Source organism: Sphingobacteriales bacterium (assembly GCA_012517435.1).
Classification (GTDB): Bacteria; Bacteroidota; Bacteroidia; order CAILMK01; family JAAYUY01; genus JAAYUY01.
Window position 1 is genome coordinate 1 of the sequence record JAAYUY010000214.1, and the last position, 16,601, is coordinate 16,601.

Annotated in this window: 14 protein-coding genes; 11 read left to right on the forward strand and 3 right to left on the reverse strand. The window is 39.8% G+C overall.

Annotation, left to right across the window (positions count from 1 at the left end; all coding sequences use genetic code 11):
• The coding region (locus GX437_11750; protein ID NLJ08333.1) for a glycosyltransferase family 4 protein at positions 1–845 on the reverse strand (845 nt) is incomplete at its 3' end.
• A gap of 160 nt (positions 846–1,005) precedes the next feature.
• On the opposite strand from GX437_11750, the gene GX437_11755 reads away from it, so the two are divergent.
• The 6 genes from GX437_11755 to GX437_11780 are packed head-to-tail and all read left to right on the forward strand — an operon-like array spanning position 1,006 to position 6,865.
• Positions 1,006–2,034: a hypothetical protein gene (locus GX437_11755; GenBank protein ID NLJ08334.1), complete on the forward strand. Its 1,029-nt coding sequence runs from the start codon at positions 1,006–1,008 to the stop codon at positions 2,032–2,034.
• Between the two features lie 31 nt (positions 2,035–2,065).
• On the forward strand, positions 2,066–3,484 hold the full coding sequence (locus tag GX437_11760) for an O-antigen ligase family protein (GenBank protein ID NLJ08335.1): 1,419 nt from the start codon (positions 2,066–2,068) through the stop codon (positions 3,482–3,484).
• Positions 3,484–4,338, forward strand: a complete 855-nt coding sequence (locus GX437_11765) for a ChaN family lipoprotein (GenBank protein ID NLJ08336.1) — start codon at positions 3,484–3,486, stop codon at positions 4,336–4,338. The genes GX437_11760 and GX437_11765 overlap by 1 nt, the downstream gene beginning before the upstream one ends.
• Positions 4,339–4,351: 13 nt before the next feature.
• The gene (locus tag GX437_11770) at positions 4,352–4,918 is read left to right on the forward strand and encodes a tetratricopeptide repeat protein (protein NLJ08337.1); all 567 of its coding nucleotides are present in this window, start codon (positions 4,352–4,354) and stop codon (positions 4,916–4,918) included.
• Positions 4,919–4,924: 6 nt separating this feature from the next.
• On the forward strand, positions 4,925–6,247 hold the full coding sequence (locus GX437_11775) for a saccharopine dehydrogenase (protein ID NLJ08338.1): 1,323 nt from the start codon (positions 4,925–4,927) through the stop codon (positions 6,245–6,247).
• Positions 6,248–6,280: 33 nt separating this feature from the next.
• On the forward strand, positions 6,281–6,865 hold the full coding sequence (locus GX437_11780) for a hypothetical protein (protein NLJ08339.1): 585 nt from the start codon (positions 6,281–6,283) through the stop codon (positions 6,863–6,865).
• Between the two features lie 78 nt (positions 6,866–6,943).
• Here GX437_11780 and GX437_11785 read toward each other — a convergent pair whose 3' ends face one another.
• Positions 6,944–10,246 carry a vitamin B12-dependent ribonucleotide reductase gene (locus GX437_11785; GenBank protein NLJ08340.1) on the reverse strand — a complete coding sequence of 1,101 codons (3,303 nt, stop codon included), beginning with the start codon at positions 10,244–10,246 and terminating at the stop codon, positions 6,944–6,946.
• Between the two features lie 327 nt (positions 10,247–10,573).
• Between GX437_11785 and GX437_11790 the strand changes: the two genes are divergently transcribed.
• From GX437_11790 to GX437_11805, 4 genes are all read left to right on the forward strand, one after another.
• Positions 10,574–11,320, forward strand: a complete 747-nt coding sequence (locus GX437_11790) for a geranylgeranylglyceryl/heptaprenylglyceryl phosphate synthase (GenBank protein NLJ08341.1) — start codon at positions 10,574–10,576, stop codon at positions 11,318–11,320.
• A 55-nt stretch (positions 11,321–11,375) separates the two neighbouring features.
• Positions 11,376–13,799, forward strand: a complete 2,424-nt coding sequence (locus GX437_11795) for a DNA translocase FtsK (GenBank protein ID NLJ08342.1) — start codon at positions 11,376–11,378, stop codon at positions 13,797–13,799.
• A 5-nt stretch (positions 13,800–13,804) separates the two neighbouring features.
• The gene (locus tag GX437_11800; protein NLJ08343.1) at positions 13,805–14,461 is read left to right on the forward strand and encodes an outer membrane lipoprotein carrier protein LolA; all 657 of its coding nucleotides are present in this window, start codon (positions 13,805–13,807) and stop codon (positions 14,459–14,461) included.
• Positions 14,462–14,546: 85 nt separating this feature from the next.
• Complete coding sequence (locus tag GX437_11805) at positions 14,547–15,545, forward strand: FAD:protein FMN transferase (GenBank protein ID NLJ08344.1); 999 nt, start codon at positions 14,547–14,549, stop codon at positions 15,543–15,545.
• A 2-nt stretch (positions 15,546–15,547) separates the two neighbouring features.
• Here the strand turns inward: GX437_11805 and GX437_11810 are convergent, their stop codons facing one another.
• Positions 15,548–15,769 carry a hypothetical protein gene (locus GX437_11810; protein NLJ08345.1) on the reverse strand — a complete coding sequence of 74 codons (222 nt, stop codon included), beginning with the start codon at positions 15,767–15,769 and terminating at the stop codon, positions 15,548–15,550.
• Between the two features lie 42 nt (positions 15,770–15,811).
• Between GX437_11810 and mazG the strand changes: the two genes are divergently transcribed.
• On the forward strand, positions 15,812–16,600 hold the full coding sequence (gene mazG, locus GX437_11815) for a nucleoside triphosphate pyrophosphohydrolase (GenBank protein ID NLJ08346.1): 789 nt from the start codon (positions 15,812–15,814) through the stop codon (positions 16,598–16,600).
• Position 16,601 lies beyond the last annotated feature (1 nt).

Consider the following 16,601-nt stretch of genomic DNA (forward strand, 5'->3'; position numbering starts at 1 on the left):
GAAACATAAACAAATGCAAGAGCAGATGCAGTGAGTTCTGCCAGTTTTTTCTCCGGCAGCCAACCTGTAAAAATGACTTCATCTTTAAAATTCATGTTTTCGTAAACCCGCTCCATCTCTTTTGTTTTCCATGCCCTGCGACCAGAAATGACAAGTTTTATGTTTTGCCTGTCTTTTTCTTTAAATAAGTCAAAGGCTTTCAGAAGGTTAGATACATTCTTCCTCGGATGAAGCGAACCATTGTAAAGGAAATAGGGGTATCCCCGACTTATCTCCTCCCTGATTTTTGAAATTTCAGCTTTATCAAGCGGTTTGAAAACTCCCTGATGCCCGTTATAAACTACATGAATTTTATCAGGACTCAGATGATACTTTTCGGCAATATCTTTTTGGGAAAACTCAGATACTGTTATAATTTTCGTTGCTTTTCGGGCATATAAAGGAAAAAACAGCTGATAATATTTTCTGACAAGAAAGGGTACAGCCTCCGGAAATGATTCAAAGGCAATATCATGAATCACAGCAATGCTTTTCACCTTACTTCTCAATGGTATCATCCCGTCCATCGAAATGAAGACATCAGGCTTGATTCTTTTTAACTTTGTGTAAACAGAGACTTCATACCAGATCAACCAGAGAAAGGGGTGACGTGCCGGAGGAAACAAAATGACAGGTTTGATATTGCCTGGAAAAACAAAATCCTGAGAGGGTTTCCTGTCGAAGAGGAAATAAAACTCATGTTCCGGATGTCGTTTGCAAAACTCTTTCAATATCTCAAACGTAAATACACCAAAGCCTTCCAATTTATCCTTAATTAAAAATCGTGTATTTACGCAAATTTTCATGGCAATAGACTGATATAAACTATTAAGGCAAAAATAGAATTAATTTTGACATGTCTGCAATGAGCATCCTAATATTTCGTTAAATACTTTTTGTTTGACAAGCTGAATTGTTGAAATTTGCAAACTCAAAATTTATCGAATTATTAAATAAACCTGTAAGATGAGCGAAAAAAACTCTAATGATTTTGTGAAAGTTGTGCGATTTTTATGGAAATGGAAATTCGTCATCGGTGGATTCAGCCTGCTTTCTGCAATTGCTGCTATCATTTTTTCTGCACCTTTCATTACCACGCCAAAATATGAAGCCTACACGATTTTTTACCCTTCAACCAATATGTCTATTTCAAGAGGACTTCTGAACGAGAATGTTTATTCTGACAAGGACTTTCTCACTGTCGGAGAAGGGGAAGATGCTGAACAATTGCTGCAAATATTACAATCGGATCGCATTGCTGAAAAGCTTAAAAAGAAGTATAACCTGATGGAGCATTACAACATCAAGCCGACTGATAAATATGCCAACACAAAATTCGGTAATAAATTCAGGAAAAATGTCAGGTCAAGCCTTACAGAATATACATCCATAAAGGTAACCGTCAGGGATAAAGATCCTGAGCTGGCAGCAAAAATTGCCAACGACATGGTCGAATTTATGGATACTATCCGCAACAATATGCTGAAAGAAAGGGCAAAACAAGGGCTCAAGATTGTGGAAAAAGATTTTACCGAAAAAAAACAACATGTTCAGGACTTGATTGATTCTATGAACTCTCTGGCCAAACTTGGTGTTCTTGACTATACCGCACAATCAGAGGCACTCAGCACCGCTTATGCAGAAGCCATCAATAAAGGAAATACAGCCGCTTTACGAAGTATTGATGAAAAGCTGAATATCCTTTCGAAATACGGACCTACTCAGGCATGGCTGGCCGGTGAGCTCGAATATGAACTGGAACAACTGGTAAAACTTCGCGATAAATACAAACAGGTGAAAGCGGATGTGGAAAGCATGATACCTACAAAATTTATTATCGAGCGAGCTTTTGTTCCGGAGAAAAAAGCCTTTCCAAAACGCTCTGTTATCACCCTGATTGCTTTTATTTCAGCATTTTTGTTCTCATCAATCGTTCTGATCATTGTCGAAAACTGGAACTACATCAACCCGGAATTAAAAGAAAGTCAATCCTGAGCCAGTGGAAATATTATTCTCACGGAAATATTTGTTATTCACAATTTTATCTCTGATATTTATCGGAATTAATATTTTATTGCTGTTAAACAATTATTACTGGGCTGCCGTTTTCCCGCTTATCCTCATTTTTATTTACCTGACAATTAAATACCCTGATATTGTCATCTATTTTGTTGCACTCGCAACTCCTCTGTCCTATAGTTTTGAATTCGATGACTTTAATTCTGTGATTGTATTACCAACCGAACCGCTCATCATTTTACTGACTGTTCTGGCGTGGCTGAGAATCATGTATTCCGGCATTCAGGATAAAAGAATCTGGAAACATCCGGTTTCTATCATTATTTTCCTGAATTTAATCTGGGTACTTATTACCTCTTTTACAAGTACTTTACCACTTGTTTCTTTTAAGTTTTTTGCCTCAAGACTCTGGTATGTAACTGTTTTTTATTTATTGGGAATCAGCATTTTCAAAAATCTTAAATCGATAAAAATCTTTATCTGGCTCTTTTCAAGCTCATTGGTGGTTGCGGTGCTGTTTATCCTGTACAAACATTCCCATCATTTTTTCACTCAGGAATGGTCAAATAAAGTTACCATGCCATTTTTTAAAGACCATACCATTTATGGAGCCGTGCTGGCTTTTTTCATTCCTATTCTTACCGGCTTTGTAATCAAGGCTAAAGAATTGAAAATCAGCCCTAATGAACGATTATTTGCATTGATATACCTGCTTATTCTCATCACCGGTCTTGTCTTTTCTTTCACCCGGGCAGCATGGATGAGTGTGTTCGTAGCATTGGGATATTTAATCATTATTTTGTTGCGCATAAAATTTCATTATCAGCTTGGCCTGATGGTTTTATTAGCAATCTCACTCGTTTATTTTTGGCCATTGGTAAAAATGTATATGGCCAATACCAAATCTGTCTCTTCCGATGACCTGCGGGACCATCTGAAATCTGTTTCCAATATCTCGACAGATATCAGCAACACGGAGCGTATAAACCGTTGGGTATCAGCTATCAGGATGTACAAGGAAAGGCCTGTATTTGGTTTCGGGCCTGGCACATATATTTTCAAGTACGCACCTTATCAGCTGGCAAAAAACCGTACACCCATCAGCACTGATTTTGGAACGCTTGGAAATGCCCATAGCGAATATATCGGGCCTTTAAGCGAATCGGGTCTCCCGGGAATGCTGACCATGATCCTGCTCGTTTTGTTTGTTCTTTGGCGTGGAACCACCATTTTTTATCATGCTCCTACCAAAGAAATGCGTATCTGGGCTTTACTGATGACGCTAAGTTTGATAACATATTTTTCTCACGGTCTGGTCAACAATTTTCTCCATACCGACAAAGCTTCAGTTCCTTTCTGGGCATTCATTGCTGTCATTGTTGCACTGGATAGTTATTATTATAAGTCATTAAATACCAAAAAGTAATGAAAAATTTTACACTTTTATCCCTGAGTTTTCTGCTCTTCTTTGCCGGGAGCATTTCTCCCTATCAGATTTTCACTTCTGATGGACAAAAAACTGATTTTGAACAAATTGTTAATCAGGCAAAAGATTGTGATGTCGTCTTTTTCGGAGAATTGCACAACTCTGCCATTGCCCATTGGCTGCAGTATGAACTTACTAAATCATTGTTTGAATTAAAAGGGAATCAACTTGTACTTGGAGCCGAAATGTTTGAAGCAGACCAACAACTTCTGATGAACGAATATCTTGGCAATATTATTTCTGAAAGCAGTTTTGAAAAGGAAGCCCGTCTCTGGCCAAACTATCAAACTGACTATAAACCATTGGTACTGTTTGCAAAAGAAAAGAATTTGCCATTTATAGCCACCAATATTCCCAGACGATACGCCTCAGTGGTTGCCAAATACGGCCTCGATACCCTCGACAATCTACTGGATAAGGAAGCTAAAAAGTATATTGCCAGATTACCCATAGCATTTGACCCTGAATTGCCGGGCTATAAAAATATGGTTCATCAGGGAGGGGGACCAGGAATGAAGTATATCGCTCAGGCTCAGGCAATTAAAGATGCCACCATGGCCTACTTTATTGAAAAAAACCTGAAGAAAAACAGCATTTTTCTTCATTTCAACGGGGCTTACCATACCAACAATTATGAAGGAATTATCTGGTATCTGAAAAAACTTAAACCCGGTTTGAAAATTCTGACCATTACCACTGAAGAGCAGGAAAACATAGAGCAGCTTGAGCAAGACAAGCTCAAACTGGCTGATTTTATCATTGTTGTTAAAGAAAGCATGACTAAAACTCATTAAAATTCAAAGTCTTATGAAAAATAAAACCATCATTTACCTGTTTGTATTGTTGTTATTTGCCTCATGCGGAAAAAACAGGAAACGTCAGCATGATCTGGATGAAATCTCAAATATGAAAAAAGAATTTGAACAATCCATTGTTGCAGCAAATTATGATGTAAACAAAGCCAATAAACTTGTTGTCCTGTATGATCAATTCATTGAAGAATATCCCAAAGACAGTCTTATCCCCGAGATGATGATTGCAAAAGCCATTATTCAGGCATCTTATCTGGGTGAAACAAAAAATGCTGTCAGCGACCTTGTTCAAATCAGTGAAAAATTCCCAAAAAGTCCTCAGGCACCTCAGGGTCTCTTTTTAGCTGCTGATTTTTACCAGTCAAAACTGAAAGACTTTGATAATGCCCGAAAGTGTTATCAAAAGATGATAGAAGACTATCCTAAAGACCCGCTGACACCTCAGGCCAAAATACTATTGCAAAATCTTGGAAAGACTCCTGAAGAACTGCTCGAGATTATTTTACAGAAAAAAGGGCTGGAAGACATCTCACATGAATCAGTGACTCCTGAAAAAAAATAAATAACCATGAAAAAAGTACTGTTACTGGGTTCCGGAATGGTTGCCGGGCCTGTCATACGCTATTTGCTTGATCATCAATATTTTGTTACGATAGCAACTCCACTGGTCGATCGTGCCTATCACCTCGCTGGCGACAAAAGTAATTTTAATGTCGTTGACTGGACAATTGAAAAGGAAGAACTTTTGTCAAAGCTTGTAAAGGAACATGACCTGGTCATCAGTCTGATTCCTTATATTTATCACGTAAAGGTCGCACGTCAATGTATCCTGTACCGGAAGAATATGCTGACCACATCCTATGTCAGCCCGGAAATGAAATCACTTCACGATGAAGCAAAGAATGCAGGTATCATTATTCTGAATGAGTGCGGGCTTGACCCCGGTATCGACCACATGAGCGCCATGAAAATCATTGACCATGTTCATCAAAAGAAAGGCACTGTTGATGTTTTTTATTCTTACTGCGGAGCTTTACCAGCGCCTGAAAGTGCCGACAACCCATTTCGTTACCGCTTCTCATGGAGTCCGAGAGGGGTTTTACTTGCTGGTAAAAATTCAGCTCAATATGTCAGAAACGGTTATATGGTAAATATTTCACCGGAAAATCTTTTTAAAGATGTCAGGACTATTGATTTTCCGGAATTTGGACAGATGGAGGTTTATCCAAACCGTGATTCGTTGAGTTACATAGATTTATATGGTATTCATGAAGTTTGCTCGCTGATGAGGGGCACTATTCGCTATCCGGGTTGGTGCGAAATAATGGATGCTTTCAAAAAACTTAACCTTTTCTCTGATGTTGAAATAGATTCATCTGAATTAACATATCGTCAGTTTATTGCACGGCAGGCTGATTTGACGACTGATGAAAATTTAGAAAATAATCTTTGCACTTTTTTAGGGTTAAAAAACAATTCTCTGCCTTTAGAAGCTCTGAAATGGGTTGGATTTCTCGACAATGAACCGATAAATAAAGAAAAAACCACACCATTCGACATTACTGCCGATCTGATGATACCCAAAATGTTGCTGGAAGATCATGAAAGAGACATGGTTCAGATGATGCATTATTTTGAAGTTTCTTACCCTGACGGGAGCAAAGAAGTCATCAACTCAAGCATGCTTGTATATGGAGAACCCGGGAAAGACTCTGCTGTAGCTAAAACAGTTGCACTTCCTGCTGCCGTAGCATCCTGTTTAATTCTTGAAAACAAGATTTCTCTGAAAGGAGTTCATATCCCTATTTATCCTGAAATCTATCTTCCTGTTCTTGATAAGCTTGCTGAAATGGGAATCTGTCTTCAGGAAGAAAGCAAAACGCTCCCTTAGTTTTATGGTATGCTACTTGAATAAATGTTAGCTATGATTCAGCGTTTTACAGCATTTTTGTTATTTCTGGTTGTATTTTCCTTTCTTTCTTTCGCACAGGAAGAAGAGGACGAAAAATATTCGAGAGATATTCCTAACAAGGAAAAGAAAGCCGACATTTTAGACCGGATTCATTTCGGGGGAGGTGCAGGAGCTCAGTTTGGTGCAAGAACCTACATTCAGGTCGCACCTCAGGCCGGTTTCGATATTACCAAACGTTTTACAGGAGGCTTAGGCATCAATTATACCTACTACCGCTACAATCTGGATGTTATTTACGGCAGCGGTGGAATCTATCAATCCAGCATCTATGGCGGAACTACCTTTTTGAACTACCGTCTTTTTGAATCAGTACTACTCCATACTGAATATGAGGCCCTAAATTATGAATATTATGACAATACACTGCCGGGCTTTAACCGCAGATGGCTGGGAAGTTTTTTCATCGGAGGAGGCTACCGGCAATATTTCAATGAAGGCCGATCTTATATTCAGGTTTTACTTCTATATAATCTGAATTACCAACCTAATTCACCTTACTCCAGTCCTTTGGTGCCGAGGATTAGCATTTATTTTTAACCGGAAATTTTTATTGATTAACCAAAAATAAAAAAGCACCCTGATTTCAACAGGGTGCCTGATTTTCATTGGATTGTATCAGCTGCAACCCAGACTGTTTCCGCAATTCAAACATTTGTAACATGTTCCGTTTCTGACGGTAATATGTCCGCACAAATCGCACGGAGGTGCATCACCCATCATATTGCTCAGGTATCCTTCCTGAGGCTTATAGGCTTTGGCATCTTTTGTATTGGGAGTGGATGTCAATACAGGCTTTTGAATGTGTTCATGTTCATGACTTTCAATACTTTGTTGTGTTTCATTTGAAAGTGAAATGGTGGGGTTCTGTATTTGTTCCAGTGCTTCAGGTGGTACCTGAACAAGATCAGTACGGTTGAGATATTCAAAACCAAGGAGACGGAAAACGTAATCGATGATGGAGGTTGCATATTTAATATTTGGATGGTCAACATTTCCCGAAGGATCGAAGCGTGTGAAAGTAAATTTTTCCACATATTCTTCTAATGGGACTCCGTATTGAAGGCCAATCGATATGGCTATTGCAAATGAGTTGAGCATACTCCTGAAACTGGCTCCTTCTTTATGCATGTCAATAAACACCTCGCCAAGAGTTCCATCACTGTATTCGCCCGTCCTGACAAAAATGGTCTGACCTCCTATTTTTGCTTTCTGGGTAAATCCTTTTCTCTTGCTTGGCAATCTTTTCTTTTCAACTATTCTTGAAAGCTCACGTTTAAATTTGGTATCCTCAGTCTGTGCAATTAGCTTTTGGGCTGCCTGAAGGACCTGTTCCTGAGTAAGTTCATCGATTGAATACAGCCTTTCACCCTCTTTTGAAGAAGAATCGGTCTTTTTATCATCAGAAGTTGATGTCAGTGGCTGACTATATTTGCTTCCATCACGATATATGGAAATAGATTTAAGTCCAAGCTTCCACGACTGGTAATAACATTTATCAATTTCCTCGATGGTCGTTTCATTCGGGAAATTAACGGTTTTTGAAATAGCACCGGTAATAAACGGCTGTGCAGCTGCCATTTGACGGATGTGTCCCATCGGATGGATAAATCTTTTTCCGTTATATCCATTTTTGTTGGCTGTGTCAAATATTGGCAGGTGTTCTTCTTTCAAATGTGGTGCTCCTTCAATACTCAGATTTCCGCAAACAAACAAGGATGCGGCTGCTATTTCTTTATCGGTAAAGCCTAACTCTTTAAGCAAATGAAAATCTTTTCTTTCATATTTTTCCTTTGGAATACCAAGCTTCTCAATGAAATTAACTCCGAGTGTTCTTACACTTACAGCATCATGCAATGAATAAGAACCTTTCAGCTTAGCTTCCATTTCTTTAATATCTTCATAAGCGAGGCCGGCATTCAGGAGTGAACCATAATTTATGTAGGGTGCATCTTTAAAACTGCCTGTTCCAATGGTATATTTGACAATGTCATCAATTTCCTTCTCAGAATAACCCAGTCGTTTGAGCGCCACCGGAATGCTTTGGTTGATGATTTTTAAATTCCCGCCACCGGCAAGTTTTTTAAATTTCACCAGTGTAAAATCGGGCTCTATTCCGGTTGTGTCGCAGTCCATCACCAGTCCGATCGTACCTGTTGGTGCCAGAACCGTAACCTGAGCATTGCGAAAGCCATATTCTTCACCCATTTTCAAGGCATCATCCCACACCTGACATGCTGCTTTCAGCAGATAATCAGGGCAATAGCGAGGTTCAATCCCCTTCGGAATAACTTCAAGGCCTTCATATCCTTCGGTCAGATTGTTAGCGGCAAGACGATGATTTTTAATCACACGGAGAAAATGAGGTTTATTTTTCTCATATTCTTTAAACGGACCAAGAATTTTAGCCATTTCCGCAGAAGTAGTGTAGGCATGTCCTGTCAGTATGCTGGTTAGTGCTCCGGTCATAGCAAAAGCTTCCTCGCTGTCATACGGAATTCCACTGACCATCAGAAGTGAACCAAGGTTGGCATAACCCAGTCCTAAAGTTCGGTAGTCATACGAAAGCCTTGCTACTTCCTCCGAAGGAAACTGAGCCATTAAAACACTGATTTCCAACACGATAGTCCAAAGCCTGATGGCATATTTATATGCCTCCACATCGAAAATTCCTGTTTCCTCATTGTAAAATTTTCTCAGATTCAATGAAGCAAGGTTACAGGCAGTATTGTCGAGGAACATGTATTCCGAACATGGATTGGAGGCACGAATTCTTCCGCCCTCCGGACAAGTATGCCAGTCATTAATGGTAGTATCGAACTGGAGACCCGGATCGGCACAATTCCATGCAGCTTCTACGATTTGTTGCCACAACTGACGAGCCTTAATTTTTTTAATAACCCTGCCTGTGGTTCTTTCAGTGAGTTCCCAGTCTCTGTCTTCTTCGACTGCACGAATGAATTCGTTGGTTACTCTGACCGAATTGTTTGAATTTTGTCCGGAGATGGTTCTGTAAGCTTCTCCTTCATAATCTGCTGAATAACCGGCTTCAATGAGTGCTTTGACTTTTTTCTCTTCTTCGACTTTCCAGTTGATAAACTCTTCAATTTCAGGGTGATCGACATCGAGAATGACCATTTTGGCAGCTCTGCGGGTAGTTCCGCCTGATTTAATAGCTCCGGCAGCACGGTCTCCTACCTGTAAAAATGACATTAACCCACTGGATTGTCCACCACCGGAGAGCTTTTCATATTTGCTTCTCAGGTTGGAATAATTTGTACCGACTCCGGACCCATACTTGAAAATTCGTGCTTCACGCACCCACAAATCCATGATGCCTCCTTTGTTTACAAGGTCATCATCCACACTGAGAATAAAGCAGGCATGTGGCTGTGGCCTCTCATAAGCCGATTCCGATTTTTTCACTTCACCATCAAAAGGGTCAACATAATAATGACCCTGAGCATGTCCTTTTATACCGTAGCTGCGATACAATCCGGTATTGAACCACTGCGGTGAATTGGGGGAAGCAATCTGAGCCAGTAGCATATAAACTATTTCATCATAAAAAGCTTGTGCATCTTCGGCACTGTTGAAATAGCCATATTCTTCGCCCCAGCATTTCCAGTCATTTGCCATCCGGTGAACGACTTCCTTGATGGAAGTTTCGCGTCCGGTGGTTCCGTCTGGTCTTGGAACTCCTGCCTTACGGAAATATTTCTGAGCAAGGATATCGGTGGCTACCTGGCTCCAACCTGCAGGCACCTCGACATTTTTCATTTCAAATACAGTTTCGCCTTCTGAATTTTTAATCAAAGAATGCCGTAGCTCGTAGGTAAACTGGTCATAAGGTGAAATTCCTTTTTTTGTGTAAAATCTCTTAATTTCCAATCCTTCTTTTTTGCTGTAATCTTTTTTCATATCTGTTGACATTTATCTCCTGTTAATTTTTAAAGGTGAAAATCCCCCCACAAACCTAAGTTTACGTTTTATGTCAATGGAGAGAATTTCAGATTTAAAACAAAGCTAATTCGTGAAATAAAACCTTCGGAATAATATTTTCAACAGTTTCAACATTCATCTTAACACATTGTTTTTCAGTCGCATGAAAAAAAGTGTTAGTCTTTAATTAACTAATTCTGAAATCCTTATTAATTTTTGCGTGATGTTGATAAGTTTCTGTTAAAATCTGATTCTAAAAAAAGCTCTATCTTTGCACCTGAGAAGATTTCAGCCAGAATAATTATTATGACCTCCATTGCGAAACAAATATCTGAAAAAAAACAAAAATCTGAAAAACTCTTTGCATGGCTGATTGATCCTGACAAATTAAGCATTTCTTCATTACATGAGCAATTGAAAATTGCAGCTCAGCACCCTCCCGATCTGATTTTTCTTGGCGGAAGCCTGATGTTCAAAGATCAGATAAATGAATTTATCCTGACCATAAAACAGCATCTTCAGCTACCCGTTATTATATTTCCGGGCAGCACCAACCAGTTTAATGAAAATGCTGATGGAATATTGTTTATCTCGTTAATTTCAGGAAGAAATCCGGATTTTTTAATAGGCCGGCATGTTGAAATCGCCTCGCTGTTGCATCGCTCACGTCTGGAGGTTCTGCCAACCGGCTATATGCTGATTGATTGCGGAGTGCCTACTACAGCATCCTATATAAGTGGAACATTCCCGATTCCTTACCATAAAGATGACATCGCTTTGTCCACTGCACTTGCCGGCAAAATGCTCGGTCTTCAGCTTATTTTTCTTGACGGGGGTAGTGGTGCCCAAAGACCTGTCAGCTTGCAAATGATATCTTTAATTCGTCAACATATTGATCTTCCTATCATTGTGGGCGGTGGCATCAGAACTCCCGGGCAAATGAAAAATGCTTTTGAAGCTGGAGCCGATATTGTGGTCATCGGCAATGTCATTGAAGAAAACCCCACCTTGTTGATAAGTTTTGCTCAACTAACCCGCTCGTTTCAGCAATAGCTTTAATATTTTTGCTGTTTGATTTTTCTGGCACTTTTTCAATACATTATTATTAATGGCAATTAAAGCAAGCAATATTCCTGAGAATACTTTCAGAGATGAAAAAAAAGCTAAGACTTCACAGAAGAAAAAGCTGAGTTTTTCAATTCCGAATGAAAAAGCCGAAAGAATCAGAAAACTTTCCGGTCTGTTTATTTTAACATTTGCCATTATCCTGTTTTCTTCATTTATTTCTTTTCTCTTCACCTGGAAAATGGACCAAAGCCTGGTAAAAGACTTTAACAGCCTTATCCTGAGTTTCAAAGAAATCAGGCCCGGCCTGGCTGACAACCATGGAGGACTGATCGGGGCTTATCTTTCTTATGTTTTCATGGCTAAATGGTTTGGTATTTCTGCCTTTTTCATTGTATTTATCCTTATTGTCGCAGGAATCAGGTTGTTTTTCGATTACAGATTGCTACCTTTCAGGAAAACCCTTGTTTTTTGCCTTTTCTCCATGTTCTGGCTTTCAACCACACTTGGATTGCTTTTTTATCAATCAGCCGACCTTATGGCAGGGGGCTTTGGCATCTTTTCTTATCTATGGTTAAATAGTCTGTTGGGTATATTCGGAACTGTCATTGTCCTGCTTTTCGCCATGGTTCTTTTTCTGATACTTATGTTTAATGTCAGTTTCAAACTTCCTAAACGAATAAAAGAAGAAGCTAACCCTCAGGAAGAAAAAGCAGTTGATGAAGCTGAACCTGTATGGCCTCCGGAAGAACAGGATAGCCCTGCTGTTATTCTGGAAGAAGAAGATAAAGAAGTTATCTTTTTTGACGAGGAAGAGGGAGATGAGGCCACCATCCCTGATGAAGGTAGCAACACCATTCTGACCTCACAGGAAGTTGATTTTGAAATAGAAAGAGGAGCAGACGATGAAAGAGATGTCCGTCTTCAGGATGGACAATCCATTGAAGATCTCAGGCCTTACGACCCGACACTCGAACTTTCCAACTATAAATTTCCACCCCTTGATTTGTTGAATGATTATTCTGAAATCATTACGGAAATCAATCAGGCTGAGCTTGAAGAGCGTAAAAACATGATAGTTCAGACGCTCCGGAACTATAATATTGAAATAGAGAAAATAAAAGCAACCGTTGGCTCCACGGTTACACTCTATGAAATCATTCCCGCAGCCGGCATCCGTATTTCAAAAATCAAAAATCTTGAAGATGATATTGCGCTGAGCCTTTCTGCTCTTGGCATCAGAATTATTGCCCCTATTCCCGGCAAAGGTACAATTGGCATCGAGGTTCCCAACACCAGCCCTGAAATCGTTTCGATCAAATCAGTATTAAGTTCGGCTAAGTTTCAGAATACCAATATGGAATTGCCTTTTGCCATGGGTAAAACCATTTCAAATGATGTATTCATTGCCGACTTAACCAAAATGCCCCATTTATTGATTGCCGGAGCAACCGGGCAGGGAAAATCTGTCGGATTAAACGTCATCATTACCTCATTGCTTTATAAAAAACACCCTTCTCAGGTTAAATTTGTACTGGTTGACCCGAAAAAAGTCGAGTTAAGTATTTACAGCAGGATAGAAAAACATTTTATGGCAAAGCTACCGGATTCGGATTCTGCCATAATCACCGATATCAGTCAGGTAATAGATACCCTCCATTCCTTAACGGCTGAAATGGATGAAAGATACCTTTTGCTGCGCGATGCACATGTCAGAAACATTGTGGAATACAATAAAAAGTTCATTGCCAGACAGTTAAATCCACTTGAAGGACACCGCTACCTTCCCTACATCGTTCTGGTGGTTGATGAACTGGCAGATTTGATGATGACAGCCGGTAAGGAAGTTGAAATGCCAATAGCCCGTCTCGCACAGTTAGCCCGTGCCATTGGGATACACCTGATTCTTGCCACGCAGCGTCCTTCAGTCAATATCATTACCGGAACCATTAAAGCTAATTTTCCGGCACGAATTGCTTTTAAAGTTAGTGCCGCAGTTGATTCAAGAACCATTATTGATTCAAAAGGTGCCGAGCAGCTTATCGGACGAGGTGATATGTTGTTCTCAACCGGCAGCGATACCATCCGCATTCAGTGTGCCTTTATCGACACGCCTGAAATTGAAAGAGTTGTTGAATTTATTGCCGACCAACCCGCTTATCCTCAGGTACATACCCTTCCTCAGGTTGAAAAAGAAGCTGAAGTGTCTGAAACGGATGCAGATCTCGATGACATTGACCCGCTCTTTGAAGATGCCGCCAGAATTGTGGTTCAGCATCAACAGGGTTCTACTTCTCTCATACAAAGAAGGCTTAAGCTGGGTTATAACCGCGCTGGCCGTATTATCGACCAGCTTGAAAGTGCCGGTATTGTCGGACCATTTGAAGGTAGCAAGGCCCGGGCTGTACTGATTCCTGATGAATTTGCGTTGGAACAGTTTTTGAGAAATTTCAGGAATAATTCTTAATCCTGATGAGGCACTTTTTAGCCATTGTTTTTTTATTCAATATTATTTCCTCGTTCACTCTGATAGCTCAGGATGAAGTGGCACGTGCCAATGAGATCATCCGTAAAACTGTGGCTAAATACAAAGCATATACTTCTTCTGAAGTTTCCTTCAATTACACCATGGAAAACAGAGCCGATAATTACAAGGAACAGCAAAAAGGCATGATTTATCTTAAAAACGGCAATTTTAACCTGACGATAGGTACCCAGACCATCATTTCCAACCAGGTCAAAGTGTGGACTTACATGAAGGATGTGAATGAAGTACAAATAAGTAAATATGACCCTGATGAGCTTGAAATTAATCCGACAGAAATATTTACCATGTGGGAAACCGGCTTTTTGTCCCGTTATGCCGGTGATGTGACTGTCAATAATTTACCTGCTTTCTTAATTGAAATGACTCCCGTCAATAAAAACCTCTCTTACTACAAGGTTAAATTGTTTATTGATAAAAAAAACTACAGTATTTTGCGGATTCAGACTTTTTACAAGGAAAGCGCCCTTATTCTGACTTTTGATATCGTCAGTGTAAAGCCTAATGTCCCAATTAACGACAATATGTTCAGGTTTGATGTTTCAAAATACCCCGGCATCGAAGTGGTTGACCTGACCAAATGACCCGATCATCAGTATGCTTTTTATTTTCCTGCTTAATCATTCAATCAGAAAGCGTGATTAATTTACATTTGCATAAAATTAAGGCATGAAAAAAAATCGACTGGTTTTATTTTTACTCTTTCCTCTAATGTTATCCTCTTGTTCAAAGAAAGAATATACATTTCTGGAAGGCGAAACCATGGGAACCATCTATCACATAAAGTATTATTCCCCTGAGGGGATAAACCTAAAACAATCCATTGATTCCCTGCTTAATAGTGTTAACCTTTCGCTGTCAACCTACATTCCTGAATCTGTTATCTCGAAAGTTAATCAGGCTAACGACTCAGTTCTGGTGGATGAAATGTTCCGCTTGGTTTTTCAAAAGTCAAAAGAAGTGTGGGAGGCTTCATCCGGGGCATTCGACCCGACCGTTATGCCTTTGGTTAATGCCTGGGGCTTTGGTTTCTCAAAAATGAATAATGTTGACAGTAATTTGATTGATAGCTTGTTACAATACGTTGGGTTTGAAAAAGTCAAGCTACATGGAAACCGTCTTATCAAATCCAATCCATATATCATGCTTGACTTTTCAGCCATAGCCAAAGGGTTCGGGGTGGATTGTGTAGCTGAATTACTGCAGTCTTACCACATCAGCGACTATATGGTGGAAATTGGAGGAGAAGTCAGGGTAAGTGGGCTCAATCCAAAAGGCAATAAATGGAACATTGCCATTGAAAAACCTGTTGAAAATCAAACACCAGATCAAATGATTGATACCATCTTTGCCGTAACCGGCCTTTCCCTGGCTACATCCGGAAATTACAGGAATTTTTACTATAAAGATGGGGTAAAATATGCCCATACCATTAATCCGAAAACCGGTTTTCCTGCTTTCAACGATTTACTAAGTGCTTCAGTCATAGCAGAGAAATGCATCGAAGCCGATGCCTGGGCAACTGCATTCATGGTGATGGGGAAAGAAAAATCACTTAATATTTTAAAAAACCAACCGAATCTGGCCGTTTTTTTCATTTACAAAGATGAAAACAACAAGGAAAGATTCTATTCCTCCGAAAACCTTTCCAAATTTTTAATGGAATGAATTTATTTATGACCCAGAAATTGCTCATGCTCTTTGTCGTCAAGTCCGCAGGTCATTGGGTCCATCCCGCAACTCTCACAACTGATGCCTTTGGCATCCATCATACGGTGTTTGGCAGCACACGACTTTTCCATTTGTCCGCCTTTTTTGAAAATTGTTTTTACATTCAGTAAAAAAACCGCAATGCCCACTAAAGCAACGAAAAATAAAATCTGTAACAGCATATTTTTAAAAATGTAATCCTTGAATATTGCAAAAGCCTTACCATGAAACCAGATAGAGAAAATCCAGAAAAAAAACTTGAAGCTTTCGGGCGCCTGCTTGAAACCATGGACACCCTGAGGGAAAAATGCCCGTGGGATCGCAAGCAGACATTTGAGAGCCTTCGGCCACATACTTTGGAAGAGAGCTACGAACTCTCAGAAGCTGTCTTGCTGAATGCTCCTGAAAAAATAAAAGAGGAACTGGGCGATCTGCTCCTTCACATTGTTTTCTATGCCAGAATAGGCGAAGAAAAACAGGAGTTCAGCATCTATGATGTTTGCAATGATTTGGTCGGAAAACTCATCGAACGTCATCCGCATGTCTATGGAAATGTGAAAGTCAGGGATGACGCTGAAGTTAAAGACAATTGGGAAAAAATAAAGATAAGTAACGGGGACAAAACCACGCTTGGTGGTGTTCCTGCCGGCTTACCCTCGATGATAAAAGCCATTCGTATTCAGGAAAAAGCTAAAGGAGTGGGCTTCGACTGGGACCACAGGGAACAGGTATGGGATAAAATTGAAGAGGAAATGAAAGAATTTCATGAGGAAGTTCTGAAGGCTGAGAGTAAGGATAAAATTGAAGATGAGTTTGGCGATTTGCTGTTTTCACTCATCAATTATGCCCGCTTTTTCGACATCAACCCCGACACTGCCCTTGAAAAAACCAACCTGAAATTTATTGACCGTTTTAACCGGATGGAAGAGGCTGTTAAAAGAGACGGAAAATCCTTCAGATCAATGAGTCTGGAGGAAATGGAAGATTATTGGCAGGGGATGAAACAGGGGTGAA

Excerpts from the sequence above, each read along its gene's own strand:
- GX437_11755 (NLJ08334.1), top strand. The coding sequence starts at position 1,006 with ATGAGCGAAAAAAACTCTAATGATTTTGTGAAAGTTGTGCGATTTTTA.
- GX437_11765 (NLJ08336.1), top strand. The coding sequence starts at position 3,484 with ATGAAAAATTTTACACTTTTATCCCTGAGTTTTCTGCTCTTCTTTGCC.
- GX437_11770 (NLJ08337.1), top strand. The coding sequence starts at position 4,352 with ATGAAAAATAAAACCATCATTTACCTGTTTGTATTGTTGTTATTTGCC.
- GX437_11775 (NLJ08338.1), top strand. The coding sequence starts at position 4,925 with ATGAAAAAAGTACTGTTACTGGGTTCCGGAATGGTTGCCGGGCCTGTC.
- GX437_11780 (NLJ08339.1), top strand. The coding sequence starts at position 6,281 with ATGATTCAGCGTTTTACAGCATTTTTGTTATTTCTGGTTGTATTTTCC.
- GX437_11785 (NLJ08340.1), bottom strand. The coding sequence starts at position 10,246 with ATGAAAAAAGATTACAGCAAAAAAGAAGGATTGGAAATTAAGAGATTT.
- GX437_11790 (NLJ08341.1), top strand. The coding sequence starts at position 10,574 with ATGACCTCCATTGCGAAACAAATATCTGAAAAAAAACAAAAATCTGAA.
- GX437_11795 (NLJ08342.1), top strand. The coding sequence starts at position 11,376 with ATGGCAATTAAAGCAAGCAATATTCCTGAGAATACTTTCAGAGATGAA.
- GX437_11800 (NLJ08343.1), top strand. The coding sequence starts at position 13,805 with ATGAGGCACTTTTTAGCCATTGTTTTTTTATTCAATATTATTTCCTCG.
- GX437_11805 (NLJ08344.1), top strand. The coding sequence starts at position 14,547 with ATGAAAAAAAATCGACTGGTTTTATTTTTACTCTTTCCTCTAATGTTA.
- GX437_11810 (NLJ08345.1), bottom strand. The coding sequence starts at position 15,769 with ATGCTGTTACAGATTTTATTTTTCGTTGCTTTAGTGGGCATTGCGGTT.
- mazG (NLJ08346.1), top strand. The coding sequence starts at position 15,812 with ATGAAACCAGATAGAGAAAATCCAGAAAAAAAACTTGAAGCTTTCGGG.